This window comes from Bradyrhizobium shewense (genome assembly GCF_900094605.1).
Lineage (GTDB): Bacteria > Pseudomonadota > Alphaproteobacteria > Rhizobiales > Xanthobacteraceae > Bradyrhizobium > Bradyrhizobium shewense.
On sequence record NZ_FMAI01000028.1, the window covers coordinates 29826 to 47576 of the forward strand.

Annotated in this window: 11 protein-coding genes; 9 read left to right on the plus strand and 2 right to left on the minus strand. The window is 65.0% G+C overall.

From position 1 onward, the window contains the following. Positions 1 to 149: 149 nt before the first annotated feature. The 5 genes from GA0061098_RS35245 (at position 150) to GA0061098_RS35265 (ending at position 5948) form a co-directional block, all read left to right on the plus strand. A complete protein-coding gene (locus GA0061098_RS35245; RefSeq protein ID WP_091966000.1) occupies positions 150 to 950 on the plus strand; it encodes a class I SAM-dependent methyltransferase in 801 nt (266 codons plus the stop codon). Positions 951 to 1241: 291 nt separating this feature from the next. Next, entirely contained in the window at positions 1242 to 3611 is a 2370-nt protein-coding gene (locus tag GA0061098_RS35250) for an exopolysaccharide transport family protein (RefSeq protein ID WP_091966001.1), read from the plus strand. Further along, a complete protein-coding gene (locus GA0061098_RS35255) occupies positions 3604 to 4407 on the plus strand; it encodes a WecB/TagA/CpsF family glycosyltransferase (protein ID WP_091966002.1) in 804 nt (267 codons plus the stop codon). Before GA0061098_RS35250 ends, GA0061098_RS35255 begins: the two co-directional genes overlap by 8 nt. Positions 4408 to 4426: 19 nt before the next feature. Further along, positions 4427 to 5419 carry a UDP-glucose 4-epimerase GalE gene (galE, locus tag GA0061098_RS35260; protein ID WP_091966003.1) on the plus strand — a complete coding sequence of 331 codons (993 nt, stop codon included), beginning with the start codon at positions 4427 to 4429 and terminating at the stop codon, positions 5417 to 5419. Positions 5420 to 5606: 187 nt separating this feature from the next. Continuing rightward, positions 5607 to 5948 carry a hypothetical protein gene (locus tag GA0061098_RS35265; RefSeq protein ID WP_091966004.1) on the plus strand — a complete coding sequence of 114 codons (342 nt, stop codon included), beginning with the start codon at positions 5607 to 5609 and terminating at the stop codon, positions 5946 to 5948. Here GA0061098_RS35265 and GA0061098_RS35270 read toward each other — a convergent pair. Next, on the minus strand, positions 5922 to 10037 hold the full coding sequence (locus tag GA0061098_RS35270; protein WP_091966005.1) for a bifunctional diguanylate cyclase/phosphodiesterase: 4116 nt from the start codon (positions 10035 to 10037) through the stop codon (positions 5922 to 5924). The two genes, GA0061098_RS35265 and GA0061098_RS35270, sit on opposite strands and share 27 nt — an antisense overlap. A gap of 297 nt (positions 10038 to 10334) precedes the next feature. Here GA0061098_RS35270 and GA0061098_RS35275 point away from each other — a divergent pair, with 297 nt between their 5' ends. The 3 genes from GA0061098_RS35275 to GA0061098_RS35285 are packed head-to-tail and all read left to right on the plus strand — an operon-like array spanning position 10335 to position 13577. Further along, the gene (locus GA0061098_RS35275) at positions 10335 to 11387 is read left to right on the plus strand and encodes an Ldh family oxidoreductase (protein ID WP_091966006.1); all 1053 of its coding nucleotides are present in this window, start codon (positions 10335 to 10337) and stop codon (positions 11385 to 11387) included. A 21-nt stretch (positions 11388 to 11408) separates the two neighbouring features. After that, positions 11409 to 12776, plus strand: coding sequence for an LLM class flavin-dependent oxidoreductase (locus GA0061098_RS35280; protein WP_091966007.1), 1368 nt, complete (start codon positions 11409 to 11411; stop codon positions 12774 to 12776). Positions 12777 to 12791: 15 nt separating this feature from the next. Beyond that, the gene (locus GA0061098_RS35285) at positions 12792 to 13577 is read left to right on the plus strand and encodes a fumarylacetoacetate hydrolase family protein (RefSeq protein WP_091966008.1); all 786 of its coding nucleotides are present in this window, start codon (positions 12792 to 12794) and stop codon (positions 13575 to 13577) included. Between the two features lie 104 nt (positions 13578 to 13681). Here the strand turns inward: GA0061098_RS35285 and GA0061098_RS35290 are convergent, their stop codons facing one another. Then, a complete protein-coding gene (locus tag GA0061098_RS35290; RefSeq protein ID WP_091966009.1) occupies positions 13682 to 14137 on the minus strand; it encodes an Lrp/AsnC family transcriptional regulator in 456 nt (151 codons plus the stop codon). 152 nt (positions 14138 to 14289) lie between these two features. On the opposite strand from GA0061098_RS35290, the gene GA0061098_RS35295 reads away from it, so the two are divergent. Continuing rightward, positions 14290 to 17739, plus strand: coding sequence for an indolepyruvate ferredoxin oxidoreductase family protein (locus GA0061098_RS35295; protein ID WP_091966010.1), 3450 nt, complete (start codon positions 14290 to 14292; stop codon positions 17737 to 17739). The last annotated feature ends 12 nt before the right edge of the window (positions 17740 to 17751 follow it).

Consider the following 17751-nt stretch of genomic DNA (forward strand, 5'->3'; position numbering starts at 1 on the left):
CCAACATGAACAATGCCGTAGTTAATGCGCATGCGCATTAACCCGACCGTAAGCACTGCGACCGGTGAGACGGCGCGGCATCAGATTTGCTCTTCGGGCTCGCGATATTTTTCCTGTAAATTTGAATAGAACAAGCGCGGTCAGAAAATATGAACAAGCCAGCCACGATTGATTTTGCGACAGCCACGGCGATCCAGATTCCCGCGGCCGCGTCCCCCGTCCAGGCACTTCACGATCTCGTCCCGGGCGAAGCGCGCGACAGCCTGCTCGCCGTTCACGACGTGCTGCGGCGCGAGCTGCCGCAAGGCCAGCTCGCCATCTATGAAGCCGGCGGCGGCTCGTGCAGCGTTCTGCCACCGGAATTGCCTGGACGCAGCAAGGTCACCGTCGTCGATATCGACGAGGACCAGGTCCGCAACAACACCTACGCGGATGATGCGATCCTCGGCGACGTGCAGACCTATCGTTTCGGGCGCGAGACCTTCGATCTCGTGATCTGCTACAACGTGATCGAGCATCTGCCCCATGTCGACGCCGCGCTCCTGAACTTCCGCGATGCGCTCAAGCGCGGCGGCCTGATCCTGATCGGCGCGCCCAATCCACGCTCGCTCTCCGGCGTCGTCACCAAATATTCGCCGCACTGGTTTCACGTCTGGTTCTACCGGCACATCCGCGGCATCAAGGATGCCGGCATGCCCGGTGAGCCGCCGTTCCCGACCTTCTTTCATCCGCTGGTGACGCTGCCCCGCCTCGAAGCCTTCGCGGCTGCCAACGGCCTGGAGATGATCTACCGCCGTGAGGTCGAGAGTCCGCGCTATCCCGAGATGCGCCGGCGCAAGCCGCTGTTCGCGGCGCTCGTGGACGCCGGCGCCGCCGTCCTGAACGCCGTGCTGCCGCGGGGCGTCGACGTCCGTCGCGGCGACTATCACGTCATCCTGCGGAAGAGCTGACGATCATGGCGCGCGCGCGGCCCATTGCAGAACAAGCGGAGCCTCGCAGCCATGCCGCGCGCGGTAACGAACCGTTAATCTCCAGGGAGCCCCGGCATCGCTGGCGTCACGAGGACGCACCGGGGAGTGGCAAGCGCTTAAACGCTTTGTTTGCCATTTCGGTGAATAGTCCCTCAATGAGTATGGTTAATTTTCCCTGTTGCGTTGATTGGGCACCTATATCCCGGGTGCATGGCGTAGAGCGAAGAGTAGCCCCTCAGCCTGCGGCAGTTGGAATGAAAGCTGGGGATCATGCTTGACTATAACCAGCCGATAGATCGGGCCAGACCGGAGTCGCCGCAACAGCGGCCCCAGGCCGGCTTCAACGTGCTGGAGCTCGCCAATCTGCTCTGGCGGCGCAAGATCGCGATTGCCGCGGCTGCCCTGCTCGGCGCAACGCTTGCCGTTACCGTGGGCAAGAGCCTGACGCCCCGCTACACCGCCACTGCCCAGCTCTATGTCGATCCGCGCGAGCTTCAGCTCGTCGACCGCGAACTCACACCGCGCGCGCAGGACGTCTCCGGCATGTCCATGGTGGTGGAGAGCCAGGCGCGGCTGATCACCTCCAACAGCGTACTGCTCAAGGTGATCCAGCAGGCGGGTCTCGACAAGGACCCGGAATTCGGCGGCGGCAGCGACGGCCAGAGCCTGATGTCGTCGCTGCTCGGCCTGATCGGCCTGCAGCCGCGCGCTCCCTCCGCTGCGGACAACAAGGAAGTGCAACTTGCGGCGCTCGAAGCGCTGAACAGGCACATCACGATCCGCAAGACCGAGAAGAGCTTCATCGTTGACATCGAGGTCTGGTCGACGGATCCGGCGAAAGCGGCGATGCTCGCCAACACGCTGACCAATGCGTACCTCACCGAATCCCGCAACTCACAGGCTTCGGCCGCACGACGGGCCACCAACGATCTCTCCGGCCGCCTCAAGGAGCTGCGCGAGCGGCTGCGTAACGCCGAGACCACGCTCGCCACCTACAAGGCCCAGAACAATTTCGTCGGCACCCAGGATGCGCTGATCAGCGATCAGCAGCTTTCCGCCAGCAACCAGCGGCTTTCCGCAGCCCGCGCGGCGACGATGGATGCGCAGGCGCGGCTCGACCAGATCGAGGCCAGCCGCCGTACCGCTGCCGATGCCGGTGCGATTCCAGAAGCGCTGCAATCACCGACGATTGCGAACCTGCGCGCGCAATATGCCGATGCGCGCAAGAAATATGCTGAGCAGGCCGGCGAGCTCGGGCCGCGCCATCCGGCGCTGCGCCAGACCGAGAAGCAGGTCGAGGATCTCAAGCGCACCATCAGCGAGGAGATCGATCGCTTCGCCCAGTCGGCCAAGAACGATCTGACGCGCGCCCGCGACTATGAGGCCTCGCTCAACCGGGCCATGGAAGCGCAGAAGCGGCAGAGCGTGCAGCTCAGCCAGGCCGCCGTCCGCCTGCGCGAACTCGAGCGCGAGGCCGATGCCAGCCGCGACGTCTATCAATCCTTCCTCAAGCGCTCGCGCGAGACCGAGGAGCAGGAGACGCTGAACACTTCGGCGGCCCGCGTCATCGGCGAAGCGACGGTGCCGCAGCGGCGCTCGTTCCCGCCCGCCATGAGCCTGTTCGCCATGATCGGCTTCATCTTCGGCGCGCTCGCGGCGTCGGGCTGGTTCGCCGCGGTCGAACTCCTGCTCGTCGGCGCGCCGGCGCCCGCGCCAGCCCGCCGTGCGGGCAAGCCGGCACCGGAGAGAACGCGCACTCCCGAGGTTTTGCCGGCTCCTGAAGCCCCGCAGCCTCCGCAGGTCTCGCGACCTCAGGAAGTGGCGCAGGCCCTGCCCGAACTTGCCGCGCCATCGCTGCAGCCTGCGATGGTCGAAAAGCCCCTGATCGAAAAGCCGCTGATCGCGCGGCTCCAGGAGGCCGACGTCATCCACACGCTCGGAGCCATTCTCGCCACCGGCGGCGGCGTCGACCTCACGCGGCTGGGCTGGCCGACATTGCGGCCCGGCTTTCCCCTGACGAAACTGCTCAACGCCTGGCGCGATATGCGCGCCGCCGTGGCCCGGCGCGCCGGCGACAAGGCGATGCCGGTCATCGCGCTCGTCGGCGCCGGCGACACCACCGGACGCAGCGTGATCGCGCTGAATTTCGCGCTCGCGGCAGCGCGCGACGGCGCCCGCGTGCTGATGATCGATGCCGACCATCAGGCCCATGTGCTCTCGAACAAGGTCAGCCGCCCCGGCAAGAGCGAGCCGAGCAGGCTCGGCTGGCTCTCGATCGGCAGCAAGGCCGCACGCGAGATCAAGACGGTCAACGGCATTTCGGTGCTGCCGGCCGGCGAGGGTGACGCCGGCAAGGCTGCCGACGCGATTCGCAAGGCGATTGCGCAGGCACGTTCCGCAGGCGGCTATGACCTTGTGATCCTCGACGGTCCCGCGATGCCGCTCTCGGGCGGCGGCCGCAAGCTGCTCGACGATACCGACGCGCTGGTGGCGGTGCTGCCGACCAGCCACGACATCAACGACAGCCTGGAAGAGATCCTGACCGCGCTGGGCCGCGCCGAGCGCAAGCTGGTCGGCGTCGTGCTGGACGAGCTCACCCCTGCAATCCAAACGCGCCAGCGAGGCAGACAATATGCTTGAGCGTCGCGTCAACCTCGACGGACGGGCAGCCACGGCCGAGGTGCCGCGAATCACCGTCGGCGGGCTCCGCATGGCCGCGATCGATCTGGAAGCGACCGCCGATTTCATGATCGAAGCGACCGATCCCGACAATCGCATCGGCCGTCCGTTGTTCCTGACCTCGGCCAATGGCGAGGTGCTGGCGCGCTGCTCGACGGAACCGCAGACCGAGCGCCTGTTCCGCGCCGCCGACCTGATCAATGCCGACGGCCAGCCGCTGGTGGCGGCCTCGAGGCTGCAATCGTGGTTTCCCCTGCCCGAGCGCGTCGCGACCACGGACCTGTTCCACGTCGTCGCGCGCAAGGCGGAAGCGGTCGGCCGCACCTTCTACATGTTCGGCGCCAGCGAGGCCGAAAACATCGTGGCCGTCGAGAACGTCCAGAAGATGTATCCGGACCTCAAGATCATCGGGCGCAGCCACGGCTATCTGCGAGGCGAGGCGCTGCGCGCCAAAGTCGAGGAGATCAACGCGCTTGCGCCGGACTATCTGTGGGTCGCGCTCGGCGTGCCCAACGAGCAGGCATTCGTGGAGGAATTCACGCCATACCTGACCAATGTTGGCGTTATCAAGACATCAGGCGGCCTGTTCAACTTTTTGTCGAGCAGCCGTTCCCGCGCGCCGCAATGGATGCAGAAGATCGGACTCGAATGGGCGTGGCGCACCTTGCTCGAGCCGCGCCGCCTATTCTGGCGCTATTTGACCACCAACCCCCGCGCGCTCTATCTTCTCTTCAGCCGCAACCGACCCCTCCGCTAAGAGAAGAGCAGAAGACGATATGACCGACCGACCGACTGTCCTCGTCACTGGGGGCGCGGGCTATATTGGCTCGCATGCCTGCCGCGCATTGACCGCCGCCGGCTACCAGCCCGTCGTTTATGACAATCTCTCGACAGGTCATCGCAGCTTCGTTGCCGGCCCCCTGGTGACGGGCGATCTGCTCGACGGCACGGCGCTGGCACGCGCCTTCGCCGACCACAAGATCACGGCGGTGATGCATTTCGCGGCGGCCAGCCTGGTCGGCGAGTCCATGACCGATCCGCAGAAATACTACATCAACAACGTTCAGGGCACGCTGTCGCTGCTGCAGGCGATGCGTAACGCAGGCTGCCATCGCATCGTGTTCTCCTCGACCGGCGCCGTCTACGGCAATGCCGATTCCAAGGAGCTGCCGGAAGACTTTCCCTGCGTACCGATCAACCCCTATGGCGCGTCGAAATGGATGATCGAGCGGATGCTCGCCGATTACCGCTCGGCCTACGGCTTCGGCGCGTTCTGCCTGCGCTATTTCAACGCCAGCGGCGCCGATCCGGCCGGCGGCATCGGCGAGCTGCGCGACAATGAAACCCACCTCATTCCCCGCGCCATGATGGCGCTGCAGGGCCATGTCGACTTCGCGGTGTTCGGCGACGACTACGACACGCCCGACGGAACCGCGATCCGCGACTACATCCACGTCACCGACCTCGCCGCGGCGCATGTCGCAGCCCTGAAGCTCCTGGAGGACGGGCATGCCGGCGGCAGCTTCAATCTCGGCACCGGCTCCGGCTTTTCCGTGCGCGAGATCCTGAACGCGATCAGGCAGGAGACCGGCCGCGAGGTGCCGCACACCATCAAGCCGCGCCGCGCCGGCGATCCGACTTATCTGGTCGCGGATCCTTCCGCTGCGCGAAAGGTGCTGAACTTCGTGCCTGGCCATTCCGACTTGGCGACGGTCATCCGCACCGCCTGGGCCTGGCACCAGAAGGCGCATCCGTTCAGACAGCGTTAGGCAATCGGGGCTCCCGCGCCTTGCTCGGCGGAGGCGTGAACGGCTAGACTGGGCCTTCGCTGCCGGCGACGATGCCGGCATGCCTGGCTCGGCCGATTGCGCGAGCCGATTTTTCCGAGCGTCAGGTCACGATCATTTCGGCGCGAAGGCCTGTCATTGGTCGCGGATCCCTGGGAGCATGGAACGAATGCATCAGGCCGCACGCCTGGAGTTCGAGCGCGTGATGGAGGAGTTTGCCCGCTGGCGCATTGTGCCTGCGGACGAGCGCTCGCCCGCGCCCGCCTGGTGGTGGGGACCCGCCATGGCGGTGTTCGACGACCGGGAGCCGATGAGTTGCGCATGGCGCGCCGAACTCGGTTTGAACGAGGGCGCGAGCTTCGCCGAGGGCGCGCACACGATTCTCGCGCTGTTCGTCGAGCAGACGTCGCTGACGGGGCCTCAGGATTTTCCGAGCAAGGCCGAGGGCGGGGAGCACGACGTCCGCGAGCTGCACCCGCAGCCGTCAGACGACAGCGCGTTTCAGCCGTGACGCCGCAGCTTCCGTGGCGGCAACGTCCGGCTCCGGCTGGAGCGGCGGGGCAACAGGCAGGATCATCGGCCGCAACAGCTCGGCCATCTGCTTGGCCGGCAGCGGCTTCGAGATCAGGAAGCCCTGCATCTCGTCGCAGCCATGGGTGCGCAGGAAGGCCTCCTGCTCGGCGTTCTCGACGCCTTCGGCGACGACGGTCATGCCGAGCGCCTTGCCCATGCTGATGATGGCCTGTGCGATCGCCTGGTCCTCCGAATCCTGCGGCAGGTCGCGTACGAAGGAGCGGTCGATCTTGATCGTGTCGATCGGGAAATGCTTCATCAGCGACATCGACGAATAGCCAGTGCCGAAATCGTCGATGGCGAGGCGGATGCCGCGGCTCTGGATGGCATCGAGCACCTTGAGCGCGCGGCCGACATTGCGCATCATCATGCTCTCGGTGACTTCGAGCTGGAGCAGCACCGGCGACATGCCGCTGGCCGCCAGCGCCTCGTCGACGTCCTGCAACAGATGCTCGTCGGCGAACTGCCGCGGCGACAAATTGACCGCCATCGACAACGGCAACAGACCACGGCGCTGCCAGGCCATGGCCTGCGCGCAAGCTTCCCTCAGCACCCAGCGGCCGATCGGCACGATCAGGCCGGTCTCCTCCGCGAGCGGGATGAACTGAGCCGGCGAGATGTTGCCGAGATCGGGATGCGCCCAGCGCAGCAGGGCTTCCACGCCGGTGATCTGGCCGGTCGCCATGTCGACCTTCGGCTGGTAGTTCAGCGAGAACTGCTCGCGCTCCAGCGCGCGGCGCAGCGCGCTCTCCAGCGACAGCCGCTCGATCGACTGCGTCGTCACTTCCTTGGAGAAGAAGCGGTAGCCGTTCTTGCCGTCCTCCTTGGCGAGGTACATCGCCATGTCGGCGTTCTTGGTCAGGGTCTGCGCATCGGAGCCGTTGGCCGGATACATCGCGATACCGATCGAGGCCGTGGTGTGGCACTCGTGTCCGGCCAGCTCCATGGGCTCGGCGAGTGCAGCGAGCAGCCCGGTCGCGATGCGCTGGACGTCGTCGATCTCGCCGCACTGGTCCAGGATCACCACGAACTCGTCGCCGCCGAGGCGCGCCACCACATCGCTTTCCCGCAGCGCGCCGCGCAAGCGGTTGGCGACTTCGAGCAGGAGCAGGTCGCCGGCCTCATGGCCGAGCGAATCGTTGATGACCTTGAAGCGGTCGAGATCGATGAACAGCACCGCGAAACGGTGATCGTGGCGCTCTGCCGTTTCGATCGCCTCGCGCAAGAGCCCGTTGAAGGTCTCGCGGTTCGGAAGGTCCGTCAGGCTGTCATGCGAGGCGAGGTACTCGATCCGCTCGTCGGCCTCGTTCTTCTCGTCCGCGCGATCGAAATTCTCCATCGCGAAGGCGACGTTGTCGGCGAGGCGCTGCAACAGCTCGACGAACTCGGCCGTGAAGGTAGCCGGCTCGGTCGACATGTAGATCATGACGCCGACGGCCTGATCGTGCACGATGAGCGGAAATGCCGCGCCCGATCGCGCCCCGTCGCCGCGGACGACCGCATGGAAGGCGCTGACGCGATCGTCGTTGAGATAGTCGTTGCTGATGCAGGGCTGGCGCGTGCGGAACGCCGTGCCGCTCATCCCGCGTCCTTCGGGACGCTCGGGGTCGATGGAGAGGCGAACGTTCCGCGTGGTGTCGGAAGGCGGCCCGGCGCTCGCCACGATCTCCAGCTGCTCGCTGTCGGCCCTGGCAAGCGCGATCGTGGTCGAGGTGAACTTGGCGCCGTTCGAGGCGGCAAGGCAGACGAGGTCGAACAGCTCGGCGCGCGACTTCGCCCGCATGATCGCCTCGTTGGTCGCGCTCAGAGCCGCGAACATGCGCGTCAGGCGCTCCTTCTGCGCCTCGGTGCGGGCCTTTTCCTCGGCACGGTCGAAATTGTCGAGCGCGAAGGAGACGTTTTCGGCAAGGCGCCCGAGCAGTTCGACCAGATCGGGCGTGAATGTGTCCTCCTCGGGTGCGAGGAAAAGCAGGATGCCGATCGGCTCCTGGCCCGCCTTTAGAAGCGGGAAACTGGCGGCGGCCCGCGTTCCGTCCTCGATCGCCTTCGCCCGCCAGTATGCCGACCGCGGCTCGTTCAGATAGTCGTTCATGACGCTGGGCCGGCGGGTCCGGAGCGAGGTGCCGATGATCCCCTCGCCTTCGGGATGGTCGGCGGAAATGCTGCAGGTCCGTCCAACCATTTGCTGCTGCAGGCGCCCCTTCACCGCGACGACGCGAACGAGCTCGTTTTCCTCGTCGATGATGCCGATCGTTGCCGACGCGAACACGTCGCCGAGAATAGCTGCCTGGCACGCGGCCTCGAACAGGTCCTCGCGCGTCTTGGCGCGCATGATCGCTTCATTGGTTGCGCTTAGCGCTTCGAACATTCCGCTCAGGCGATTGCGCTGCTTGTCTACCTGCGCCTTCTCCTCGGCGCGATCGAAGCCTTCCAGCGCGAAGGCGACGTTGGCCTGGAGCTTGCGGAGCAATTCGACGAATTCGGGTGTGAACGTGCCGCACTCCGGAGAGTTGAACAGGAACACGCCTTCGACCTGATCGCCGTTGAAGAGCGGCAGCGCCGCGGAGGAGGCGATCCCGTTGCGGCGGGCGCTGGCGTGCCACGGCGCGATGCGCTCGTCGGCGAGAACGTCGTTGCTGACGGCGGGCTGGCGCGTGCGGAACGCGATGCCGGTCAATCCGCGCCCTTCCGGCACCTCCTCGGAGATGGATAACTTGAAGTTGCGAACCTGGTCGGCGTTAGGTCCGTAACAGGCGACGACGCGCAGCAACCCGGCGTGATGGTCGACCAGTGCGATGTTGGCCGAGGTGAACTTGGCGCCCTTCGCCGTCGCCTCGCAAACGAGGTCGAACAGATCGGCGCGCGACCGCGCCCGCAGAATCGCCTCGTTGGTGGCGCTTAGCGCCGCATACATGCGTGCCAGCCGTTCCTCTTCGGCGGCGATTTTGGCCTTCTCGGACTCGCGGCCGAAATTATCGATCGCGAACGAGACGTTCTCCGCCATACGCAGCAGGAGCGCGACGATCTCTTCGTCCTTGGCCCAGGAGCGGCTGATGAAGAACAAGAGCACGCCGACACTTTCACCGTGCCTGATCAACGGCGCGACCACGCAGGCGGCAACGCCAGTGTTGACGTTGGCCTGCTCCCACGGCGAACCCCTGGTGCGGCTGGCGAGATCGTCCTCGACGATGGCCTTCTGCGTCCGGAACACCTCGCCGGATATTCCCTTGCCGTAGGGATTCTCCGGATCGATCGAATAGCGCGCCTGGGTGATCAGTGCGAGGTTCTGGCCGGTCGACGCGACCGGACTCATCCAATGCGAATCCGGTTCGCGGAGCAATACGATGGTCGCCAGCGATTTGCCTCCATGAACGGAGGCGTCACACACGAGCTGATACAGTTCCTGCTCGGTTTTGGCGCGTAGAATGGCTTCATTGGTGGCGCTGATGGCGCCGAACATGCGGTTGAGTCGCCGCGTCGCCCGTTCGCTGGTCTGCCGCGCGGTTTCGCGCGCGAAATTGTCCAGCGCATAGGAAATGTTGGCCGACATGCGCCCGAACAGCGACACCATCTGCTCGTTCAGCGAGCCGGCTTCGCGGCGGGTCACGTAGAGCACGCCGACACTCTTGCCGTTGCAGAGCAGCGGCAGCGCCGCAGCCGCGCCAATGGCGGCCGAAGCGGCACCCGCGCGCCACGCCAGCGAACGGGGGTCGTTCAGATAATCGTTGCTGACGCACAGCTTCTGATCTCGAAATGCCTCGCCGCCGACGCCCGAGCCTTCGGGTGTGCCGGCAACCGTCGTGATCTCGATCGAGCGCAGCCGCGCAACGTCGTCGCCACAGCCGGCCGCAAAATGGAGTCGCCGGTCGTCCGGTCCGACCAGAAACACGGCGACAGCCAAGAAATCCCCGCTCGAAAACCCGGCGTTGCAGACCTTCTGGTACAGCTCGTCCGGCGATTTCGCATAGAGGATCGCTTCGTTGATGGCGCTCAACGCCGCAAATGTGCGCGCGAGTGTCGTCGGCACGATCTCAGCTCCCGGGCATTCTGCCTATTTCTCCCGGGTGACTTTATGAGGGGCCATCGCCTAAGTGGTCGTTATTGCGCGCTGCAAACAATCGATCAAAGTGAACGAGCTGCGAACGACCCGGGGTAAACTACCGAAAATACCGCCGCACGGGACGAATCCTCAGCGAGAGCCGCGATCTCTTTACGAATTTGCAGCCCTGTATTGGTTTACGGGAGATTGATATCGCTGCCGCGCTTTGAGACGATGGCCTCCAACAATCAGTGCCCGCCAAGGGCAAAGACCCTGGGGAACGCCATGCCGATCGTCACGGCCGATCGCCTCACGCGCATCAGCGCCGCCCTGCTCCGCGCCGCCGGAGCCTCCGAGGAAGAAGCCGACGCCGTCGCGGTCGGCTGCGTCAACGCCAATCTCGCCGGCCATGATTCCCACGGCGTGATCGCCGTTCCCACCTATATCGACCGCATCAAGGCCGGCCACATCGTTCCCGGCGCCCAATGGACCGTCGTCCAGGAATCGCCGACCACAACCGTGATCGACGGCCATTGGGGCTTTGGTTTCCACGTCAACGCCAAGGCGATGGCGCTGACGATCGAGAAAGCCAGGACGGCGAATGTCGCTGCCTGCACCGTGTTCCGGCAAAGCCATGTCGGCCGCCTCGCCGCCTACCCCTTGATGGCGATGCGCGCAGGCATGATCGGGATTGCCACGGCGGACTCCGGCCGCTCGCCGAAGCACGTGGCGCCGTTCGGCGGCAAGGAGGCGCGGCTCGGCACCAACCCGATCTCGATCGCGGTGCCGTCCGATCTCGACGCGCCGTTCTATCTGGATATGGCGACTTCGGCGGTGGCGGCCGGCAAGATCCAGCTCGCGGTCGCCCGCGGCGAGGAGATTCCGACGGGCTGGATCATCGATGCCGAGGGACGGCACACCACCGATCCGACCCATTACCGCAAGGGCGGCGCGCTGCTGCCACTGGGCGGCACCGAGGGCTACAAGGGCAGCGGTCTTGCGGCCATGGTCGAGGTGCTGTGCGGCCTGCTCACCGGTCTCGGCTTCGGCGTCGAGCCTACGGGGCGGCACAATGACGGATGCTTCATGGCGGTGTTCAATGTCGCCGCATTCCGCCCGCTGCAGGAGTTCAAGCGCGAGGTCGCCGAGTTCGCGCGTTATCTGAAATCAACGCCGCCGTCCGAGGGCAGCAAAGGCGTGTTCTATCCCGGCGAGATCGAGGGTTTGCGCGAGCAGCAGCGTCTGCGCGACGGCATCGAGATCGAGGATGCCACCTGGGAAAAGCTGCGCGCGCTGGCGCGGGAATACCGGCTCGACACCGTCCCCGATCTGGCCTGACGGCATCAGGAGAACAGCAGCATGAATCGACAGATGGTCCTGGTCGGCTTCCTCCAGGCACAGAACTGCACCAACCTGCCGAGCTCCTGGCGGCATCCGGACTCCCGCGACGATTCGATGTCGGCGGACTACTATCAGGAGATCGGCAGGATTCTCGAAGCCGGCAAGTTCCACATGGCCTTCTTCGACGACCGCCTGGCGATGCCGGACCGCTACGGCAACGACCACGCCCATACCGTCGAATACGGCATCCGCTGCGTGAAGATGGATCCGCTGATCGTGCTGACCACGATGGGCATGGTCACTGAGAAGCTCGGGCTGGGAGCAACCTGCTCGACCACCTATTACGAGCCGTTCGACGTCGCCCGCCGCTTCGCAACGCTCGACCTCATGTCCGGCGGACGTGCCGGCTGGAACGTCGTGACCTCGCTCAACGACGGCGAGGCCCTCAACATGGGGCGCGACTCCCATCCCGAACATGATTCCCGCTACGACAAGGCCGACGAGTTCATGGAGGTCGTGCTCGGCCATTGGGACACCTGGGAAGACGGCGCGCTGATCATGGACAAGAAGACCGGCCGCTTTGCCGATCCGACCAAGGTGAAGCGGCTCGACCACAGGGGCGCGGCGTTCAAGTCACGCGGGCCGTTCACCGTGCCGCGTTCGCAGCAAGGCCACCCCGTGATCATCCAGGCCGGGGCATCGGGCCGAGGCCAGCGCTTTGCCGGGCGATGGGGCGAGGTGATCTTCACCGCCGCGCGCAATCTTCAGGGCGCCAAGGACGGCTATGCGTCCGTGCGCAACGAGGCCGCCAAGGCCGGTCGCGATCCCGACCAGATGTTCCTCTGCAATTTGACGACGCCGGTCTGTGGCGCGACCAAGGCGGAAGCCGAGGACAGGATGGCGCTGATCAACAAGCTGCCGCTCCAGATCGACGCGCTGTCGCTGCTTGCCGAAGCGCTCAACTACGACTTCGCCTCCAAGGATCTCGACGAGCCGCTGACCACTGACGAGCTGAAGAGCATGCAGGGTATTCTGGGCATCCGCGACGGCGTGCTGAAGAATTCGGGCAGGAGCAATCCGAGCGCGCGCGACTTCGTCACTTTCTCCGGCCGCGGCCAGGTGCAGGACGCGATGGTCGGCGGCCCGAAGGAGATTGCGGACAAGCTCGAGGAGATGTTTGTCGAGCGCGGCTGCGACGGTTTTGTCATCGCGGCGACCTATGTGCCCGGCTCCTACGCCGATTTCGTGCAGCATGTCGTGCCGGAGCTGCAACGCCGCGGACTGTTCCAGAAAGACTATCGCGGCAAGACGCTGCGCGAAAATCTCGGACTGAAGCGGCCCGCGGCCGGCGCCTGGAAGGTGCCGCCGCGCGATGCCGCGGAATAGCAACGAGGACTTAGCATGCGCTGGCTGAAATTCACTGAGACAGGCAAGACCTCGTGGGGGATCGTCGAGGGAGATAAGGTCGTCGCAGTCGATGGCGATCCCTTCGGCGAATGGCAGCGCACCTCGCGCACGCATTCGCTGTCGCAGGTCAGGATCGAGCTGCCGCTGATCCCGCGCACCTTCTATTGCGTCGGCCTGAACTATCTGAAGCATCTGAAGGAGGCCGCTGACAAGCGCGGCGAAGTGCCGGCCGTGCCTGATCGCCCCGAGATCGGCTATCGCGCGCAGAACGCGCTGATCGCACATGACGAGGACGTCGTGATCCCGTCCTTCGCGACGGAGAAAATCCATTACGAGGGCGAACTCGTCGTTGTTATCGGCAAGAAGGTGAAACATCTCACCAAAGACAACGCGATGGATTGCGTGTTCGGCTACACCATCGGCAACGACGTCAGCGAGCGCAGCTGGCAGAAGGCCGACCGCAGCCTGTGGCGCTCGAAGAACGCCGACACATTCAAGCCGATGGGGCCGTGGATCGAGACAGAAGCCGATCTCCAACAGATGGAAACGATCGTCCGGGTCAACGGCAAGGAAACCAACCGCTTCGCTACCGGCGACATGATCTTCGGTGTGGTGCCGTTCCTGGTGGAGCTGACCAAGTATTTTACCTTATGGCCCGGCGACGTGATCTGGATGGGCACCGATGGCGCCTCGCCTGACATCAAGCACGGCGATGTCGTGGAGATCGAGATCACGGGCGTAGGGACATTGCGGAACAGGTTTGTGCGGGAGGGGCGGTGATCCTGCCGTAGGATGGGTAGAGCGCAGCGAAACCCATCATTTCGGTTCGTCGCGGAGAGAGCGCGATGGGTTTCGCTATCGCTCTACCCATCCTACAATCTTCCTCAAAACGGCAGCGCCACACTCGACTTGATCTCCTTCAACACCACGTTGCTGCGGACATAGCGGATGCCGGGAATGCGGAACATGAACTCGTCGAGGAAGCGGTTGTAGGCCGCCATATCCTGCACGACGACACGCAAATGATAATCGGCGTCGCCCGTGGTCGCAAAGCACTCCAGCACCTCGCGGCGTTTGGTTACCCGCGAGACGAACTCGTCGACGAACTTCGCGTCGTGCCGCTCCAGCGAGACGTGGAGGATGGCCGACATCGCAAAGCCCGCCTGCTCGCGCGCGACCAGCGCCGCGTAGCCCTGGATGATGCCGGCTTCCTCCAGCGCGCGCACCCTGCGCCAGCAGGCAGAGGTGGACATGCCGACCTCGTCGGCGAGCTGCTGGTTGGTGGCACGGCCATCCTTCTGGAGATGAGCGAGAATCCGCGCGTCCTGGTCTTCGATCATCGATCGGCCCAATCTGGTGTATTCTACCGCATGATAGCAGAATTCGGGATAATCTACCAGAATCAGGTTGCAGCTAGGAAAGATAGGTAAGACCTACCAACCGTCAGGGCCTACCCTCCGCTCATCCGGCAAGGATGCCGCGGGAGGTCCGCATGGACGCCTTTCCGTCACTCGACTCCTACGAACTCTCCGATCGCTACGATCGCGAACACGGCCGCGTCTTCCTTACGGGCACACAGGCCATTGTCCGCATCGCGCTCGATCAAGTCAGGCGCGACCGGGCCGCGGGGCTCAACACCGCCGGCTTCATCTCAGGCTATCGCGGCTCGCCGCTCGGCGGCATTGACCTCGAGCTCTGGCGCATCCAGGAGCGGCTGAAGCGGGACCGTGTCGAATTCCTGCCAGCCGTGAACGAGGACCTCGCCGCGACCGCGGTGCTCGGCTCGCAGCAGGTCGAGACGCAGGGAGATCGCGAGGTCGATGGCGTGTTCGGGCTCTGGTACGGCAAGGGACCCGGCGTCGACCGCTCCGGCGATGCGCTGAAGCACGGCAACGCCTACGGCTCCTCGCCGCATGGCGGCGTGCTGGTGGTCGCCGGCGACGACCATGGCTGCGTCTCCTCCTCGATGCCGCACCAGTCCGACGTCGCCTTCATGAGCTGGTTCATGCCGACGCTGCATCCCGCGAGCGTCGGCGAATATCTCGAGTTCGGCGAATATGGCTATGCGCTGAGCCGCTTCTCCGGCATGTGGGTCGGCTTCAAGGCGATCTCGGAGATCGTGGAGTCGGGCGCCTCCGTCGCGCTACAGCCGCCGCGCCACTTCCGCACGCCCGACTTCACGCCGCCGCCTGATGGACTGCACTACCGCTGGCCTGATTTGCCGGGCCCGCAGATCGAGGAGCGGCTGGAGGCGAAGAAGCACGCGGTCTACGCCTTCGCAAAGGCCAATCCGATCGACCTTCACATCTATGACATTCCGGATGCCACCTACGGCATCGTCACCACAGGCAAGGCCCATCTCGATCTGATGGAGGCGCTGCGGCTGATGGGTCTTGACGAAGCCGCCTGCCGCAGCATCGGCATCGACGTCTACAAGGTCGGCATGGTCTGGCCACTGGCGTTGCATGACGCCATGGATTTCGTGAAAGGCAAGCGCGAGATCCTCGTGGTCGAGGAGAAGCGCGGCATCATCGAGAGTCAGTTCAAGGAATATTTTTACGACTATCCTGGCAGCAAGCCGGAGCGCATGGTCGGCAAGCACGATGAAACCGGGGCAAGGCTGATCTCCTGGATCGGCGAATTGTCGCCTCGCGCGCTCGCCGGCGTGCTGGCGCGCCGGCTTGATCCGATGTTTCCAGGCCTCAATCTCGCCGCACGCGCGGCCGCTCTGATGCCGGAGGCAGCGCGCACGATCAACGTCAGCGGCGCGACACGAACGCCGTATTTTTGCTCGGGATGTCCGCACAACACATCAACAAAGGTACCTGAAGGCTCCAAGGCGCTGGCCGGCATCGGTTGTCACTTCATGGCAAGCTGGATGGACCGCGAGACCTCGTCACTGATCCAGATGGGCGGTGAAGGCGTGAACTGGACGGCTTCGTCACGCTTCACCGGCCACAAGCACATCTTTCAGAACCTCGGCGAAGGCACCTACTACCACTCCGGCTCGATGGCGATCCGGCAGGCGATCGCCGCCAAGGCCAACATCACCTACAAGATCCTGTTCAACGACGCCGTCGCGATGACCGGTGGCCAGCCGGTCGATGGTCCCATCAGCGTGCACGCCATCGCCCACAGCGTCCGCGCTGAAGGTGTGGCGCGCATCGCGCTGGTGTCGGATGATCCGGCACATTTCTCGCCTGCCGACCTGCCGGCCGGCGTCACCCTTCATCCGCGCGAAGAGATGGATGCCGTGCAGCGCGAGCTGCGCAATATCCCCGGCGTCTCGGTCCTGATCTATCAGCAGACCTGCGCCACGGAGAAGCGACGCCGGCGCAAGCGCGGGCAGATGGCCGACCCCAAGCGCTTCGCCTATATCAACGATCTCGTCTGCGAAGGCTGCGGCGACTGCTCCGTGGAATCCAACTGCCTCAGCGTCGAGCCAAAGGAGACGCCGTTCGGCCGCAAGCGCCAGATCAATCTGTCGGCCTGCAACAAGGATTTTTCCTGCCTCAACGGCTTCTGCCCGAGTTTTGTGACCGTCGAAGGCGCGACGCGCCGGAAGAAGAGCGCGAGTCAGATCGACGCCGTTGGGCGGGCCGCCACACTTCCGTTGCCCGCGACGGCAACGCTCGACCGCCCCTACGACCTGCTGGTGACCGGCGTCGGTGGCACCGGCGTCATCACAGTGGGCGCGCTGATCGGCATGGCCGCGCACCTCGAACGCCGCGGCGTCTCGGTGCTGGACTTCACCGGTTTTGCGCAGAAGTTCGGGCCCGTGCTGAGCTACATCCGCCTCGCCTCGAGTCCCGAGGCGCTGCATCAGGTCCGTATCGACCAGGTCGCAGCCGATGCGCTGATCGGCTGCGACCTTGTGGTGAGCTCCTCGCCAAAAGCCTCAGGCACCTACCGCCGCGGCACGCGTGCAGCGGTCAACACCGCGGAGATGCCGACCGGTGACGTCGTCCGCTTCCGGGACGCCGATCTCGCATCACCCGCGCGCCTGCGTGCCATTGGCCAGGTCATCGGCGAGAGCAATCTCGGCACCATCAACGCCAACGCACTGGCTGAACGGCTGCTCGGCGATGCCGTCTATGCCAACATCATCATGCTCGGTTTTGCCTGGCAGCACGGACTGGTTCCCCTCTCGCTGCAAGCGCTGCTGCGCGCAATCGAGCTCAACGGCGTCGCCGTCGAACGCAACAAGCAGGCCTTTGCCTGGGGCCGGGTCGCGGCCGCCGATCCGGACTTTTTGCCGAGGGTGGACGATGCGCCCAAGGCCGAGACGCTCGACCAGATGACCGACCGTCGGGCCGATTTCCTCACCGCCTATCAGGACAACGCCTATGCGGCGCGCTACCGGGCGACCGTCGCGAGGGTCCGCCGAGCCGAAGCTGTCCTGAACAGCGAGGCCCTGACCGAGGCCGTCGCCCGCGCCCTGTTCAAGCTGATGGCCTACAAGGACGAGTATGAGGTGGCGCGCCTGCACATGCAGGGCGGATTCCTCGACGAACTGAAACGCGAATTCGAGGATGGCTTCAGAGTCCGGTATCACCTCGCCCCACCCTTCCTGCCGTCGCAGCGCGACGCACGGGGGCGGCCGCGCAAGCGCGCCTTCGGCCAATGGATCCAGATGCCGCTCGCCATGCTCGCGCGCTTGAAGGGACTACGCGGCACGCCGTTCGATCCGTTCGGCTACACCCGGGAAAGACGCTCCGAGCGCGAGCTGATCGCCTGGTATGAAGGTCTGATCGAACGGATGCTCGGCGGGCTCGACGCGGCGCATCTGCCAGGTCTCGTCGCAATCGCAACGGCGCCGATGGACATCCGCGGCTATGGCCCGGTCAAGGACGCCGCGATCGAGAAGGCGAAGATCGAGGTCGAGCGGCGGTTCAATGAACTCCACCCGTCGTCGCCGGCGAAGCTGCGCGCCACCGGTTGACGCGGAGCCGGC

What these genes read in the sequence shown, in the direction of transcription:
- GA0061098_RS35285 (WP_091966008.1), top strand. Translation starts at nt 12,792, where the DNA reads ATGCGCTGGCTGAAATTCACTGAGACAGGCAAGACCTCGTGGGGGATC.
- GA0061098_RS35250 (WP_091966001.1), top strand. Translation starts at nt 1,242, where the DNA reads ATGCTTGACTATAACCAGCCGATAGATCGGGCCAGACCGGAGTCGCCG.
- galE (WP_091966003.1), top strand. Translation starts at nt 4,427, where the DNA reads ATGACCGACCGACCGACTGTCCTCGTCACTGGGGGCGCGGGCTATATT.
- GA0061098_RS35280 (WP_091966007.1), top strand. Translation starts at nt 11,409, where the DNA reads ATGAATCGACAGATGGTCCTGGTCGGCTTCCTCCAGGCACAGAACTGC.
- GA0061098_RS35275 (WP_091966006.1), top strand. Translation starts at nt 10,335, where the DNA reads ATGCCGATCGTCACGGCCGATCGCCTCACGCGCATCAGCGCCGCCCTG.
- GA0061098_RS35265 (WP_091966004.1), top strand. Translation starts at nt 5,607, where the DNA reads ATGCATCAGGCCGCACGCCTGGAGTTCGAGCGCGTGATGGAGGAGTTT.
- GA0061098_RS35290 (WP_091966009.1), bottom strand. Translation starts at nt 14,137, where the DNA reads ATGATCGAAGACCAGGACGCGCGGATTCTCGCTCATCTCCAGAAGGAT.
- GA0061098_RS35295 (WP_091966010.1), top strand. Translation starts at nt 14,290, where the DNA reads ATGGACGCCTTTCCGTCACTCGACTCCTACGAACTCTCCGATCGCTAC.
- GA0061098_RS35245 (WP_091966000.1), top strand. Translation starts at nt 150, where the DNA reads ATGAACAAGCCAGCCACGATTGATTTTGCGACAGCCACGGCGATCCAG.
- GA0061098_RS35255 (WP_091966002.1), top strand. Translation starts at nt 3,604, where the DNA reads ATGCTTGAGCGTCGCGTCAACCTCGACGGACGGGCAGCCACGGCCGAG.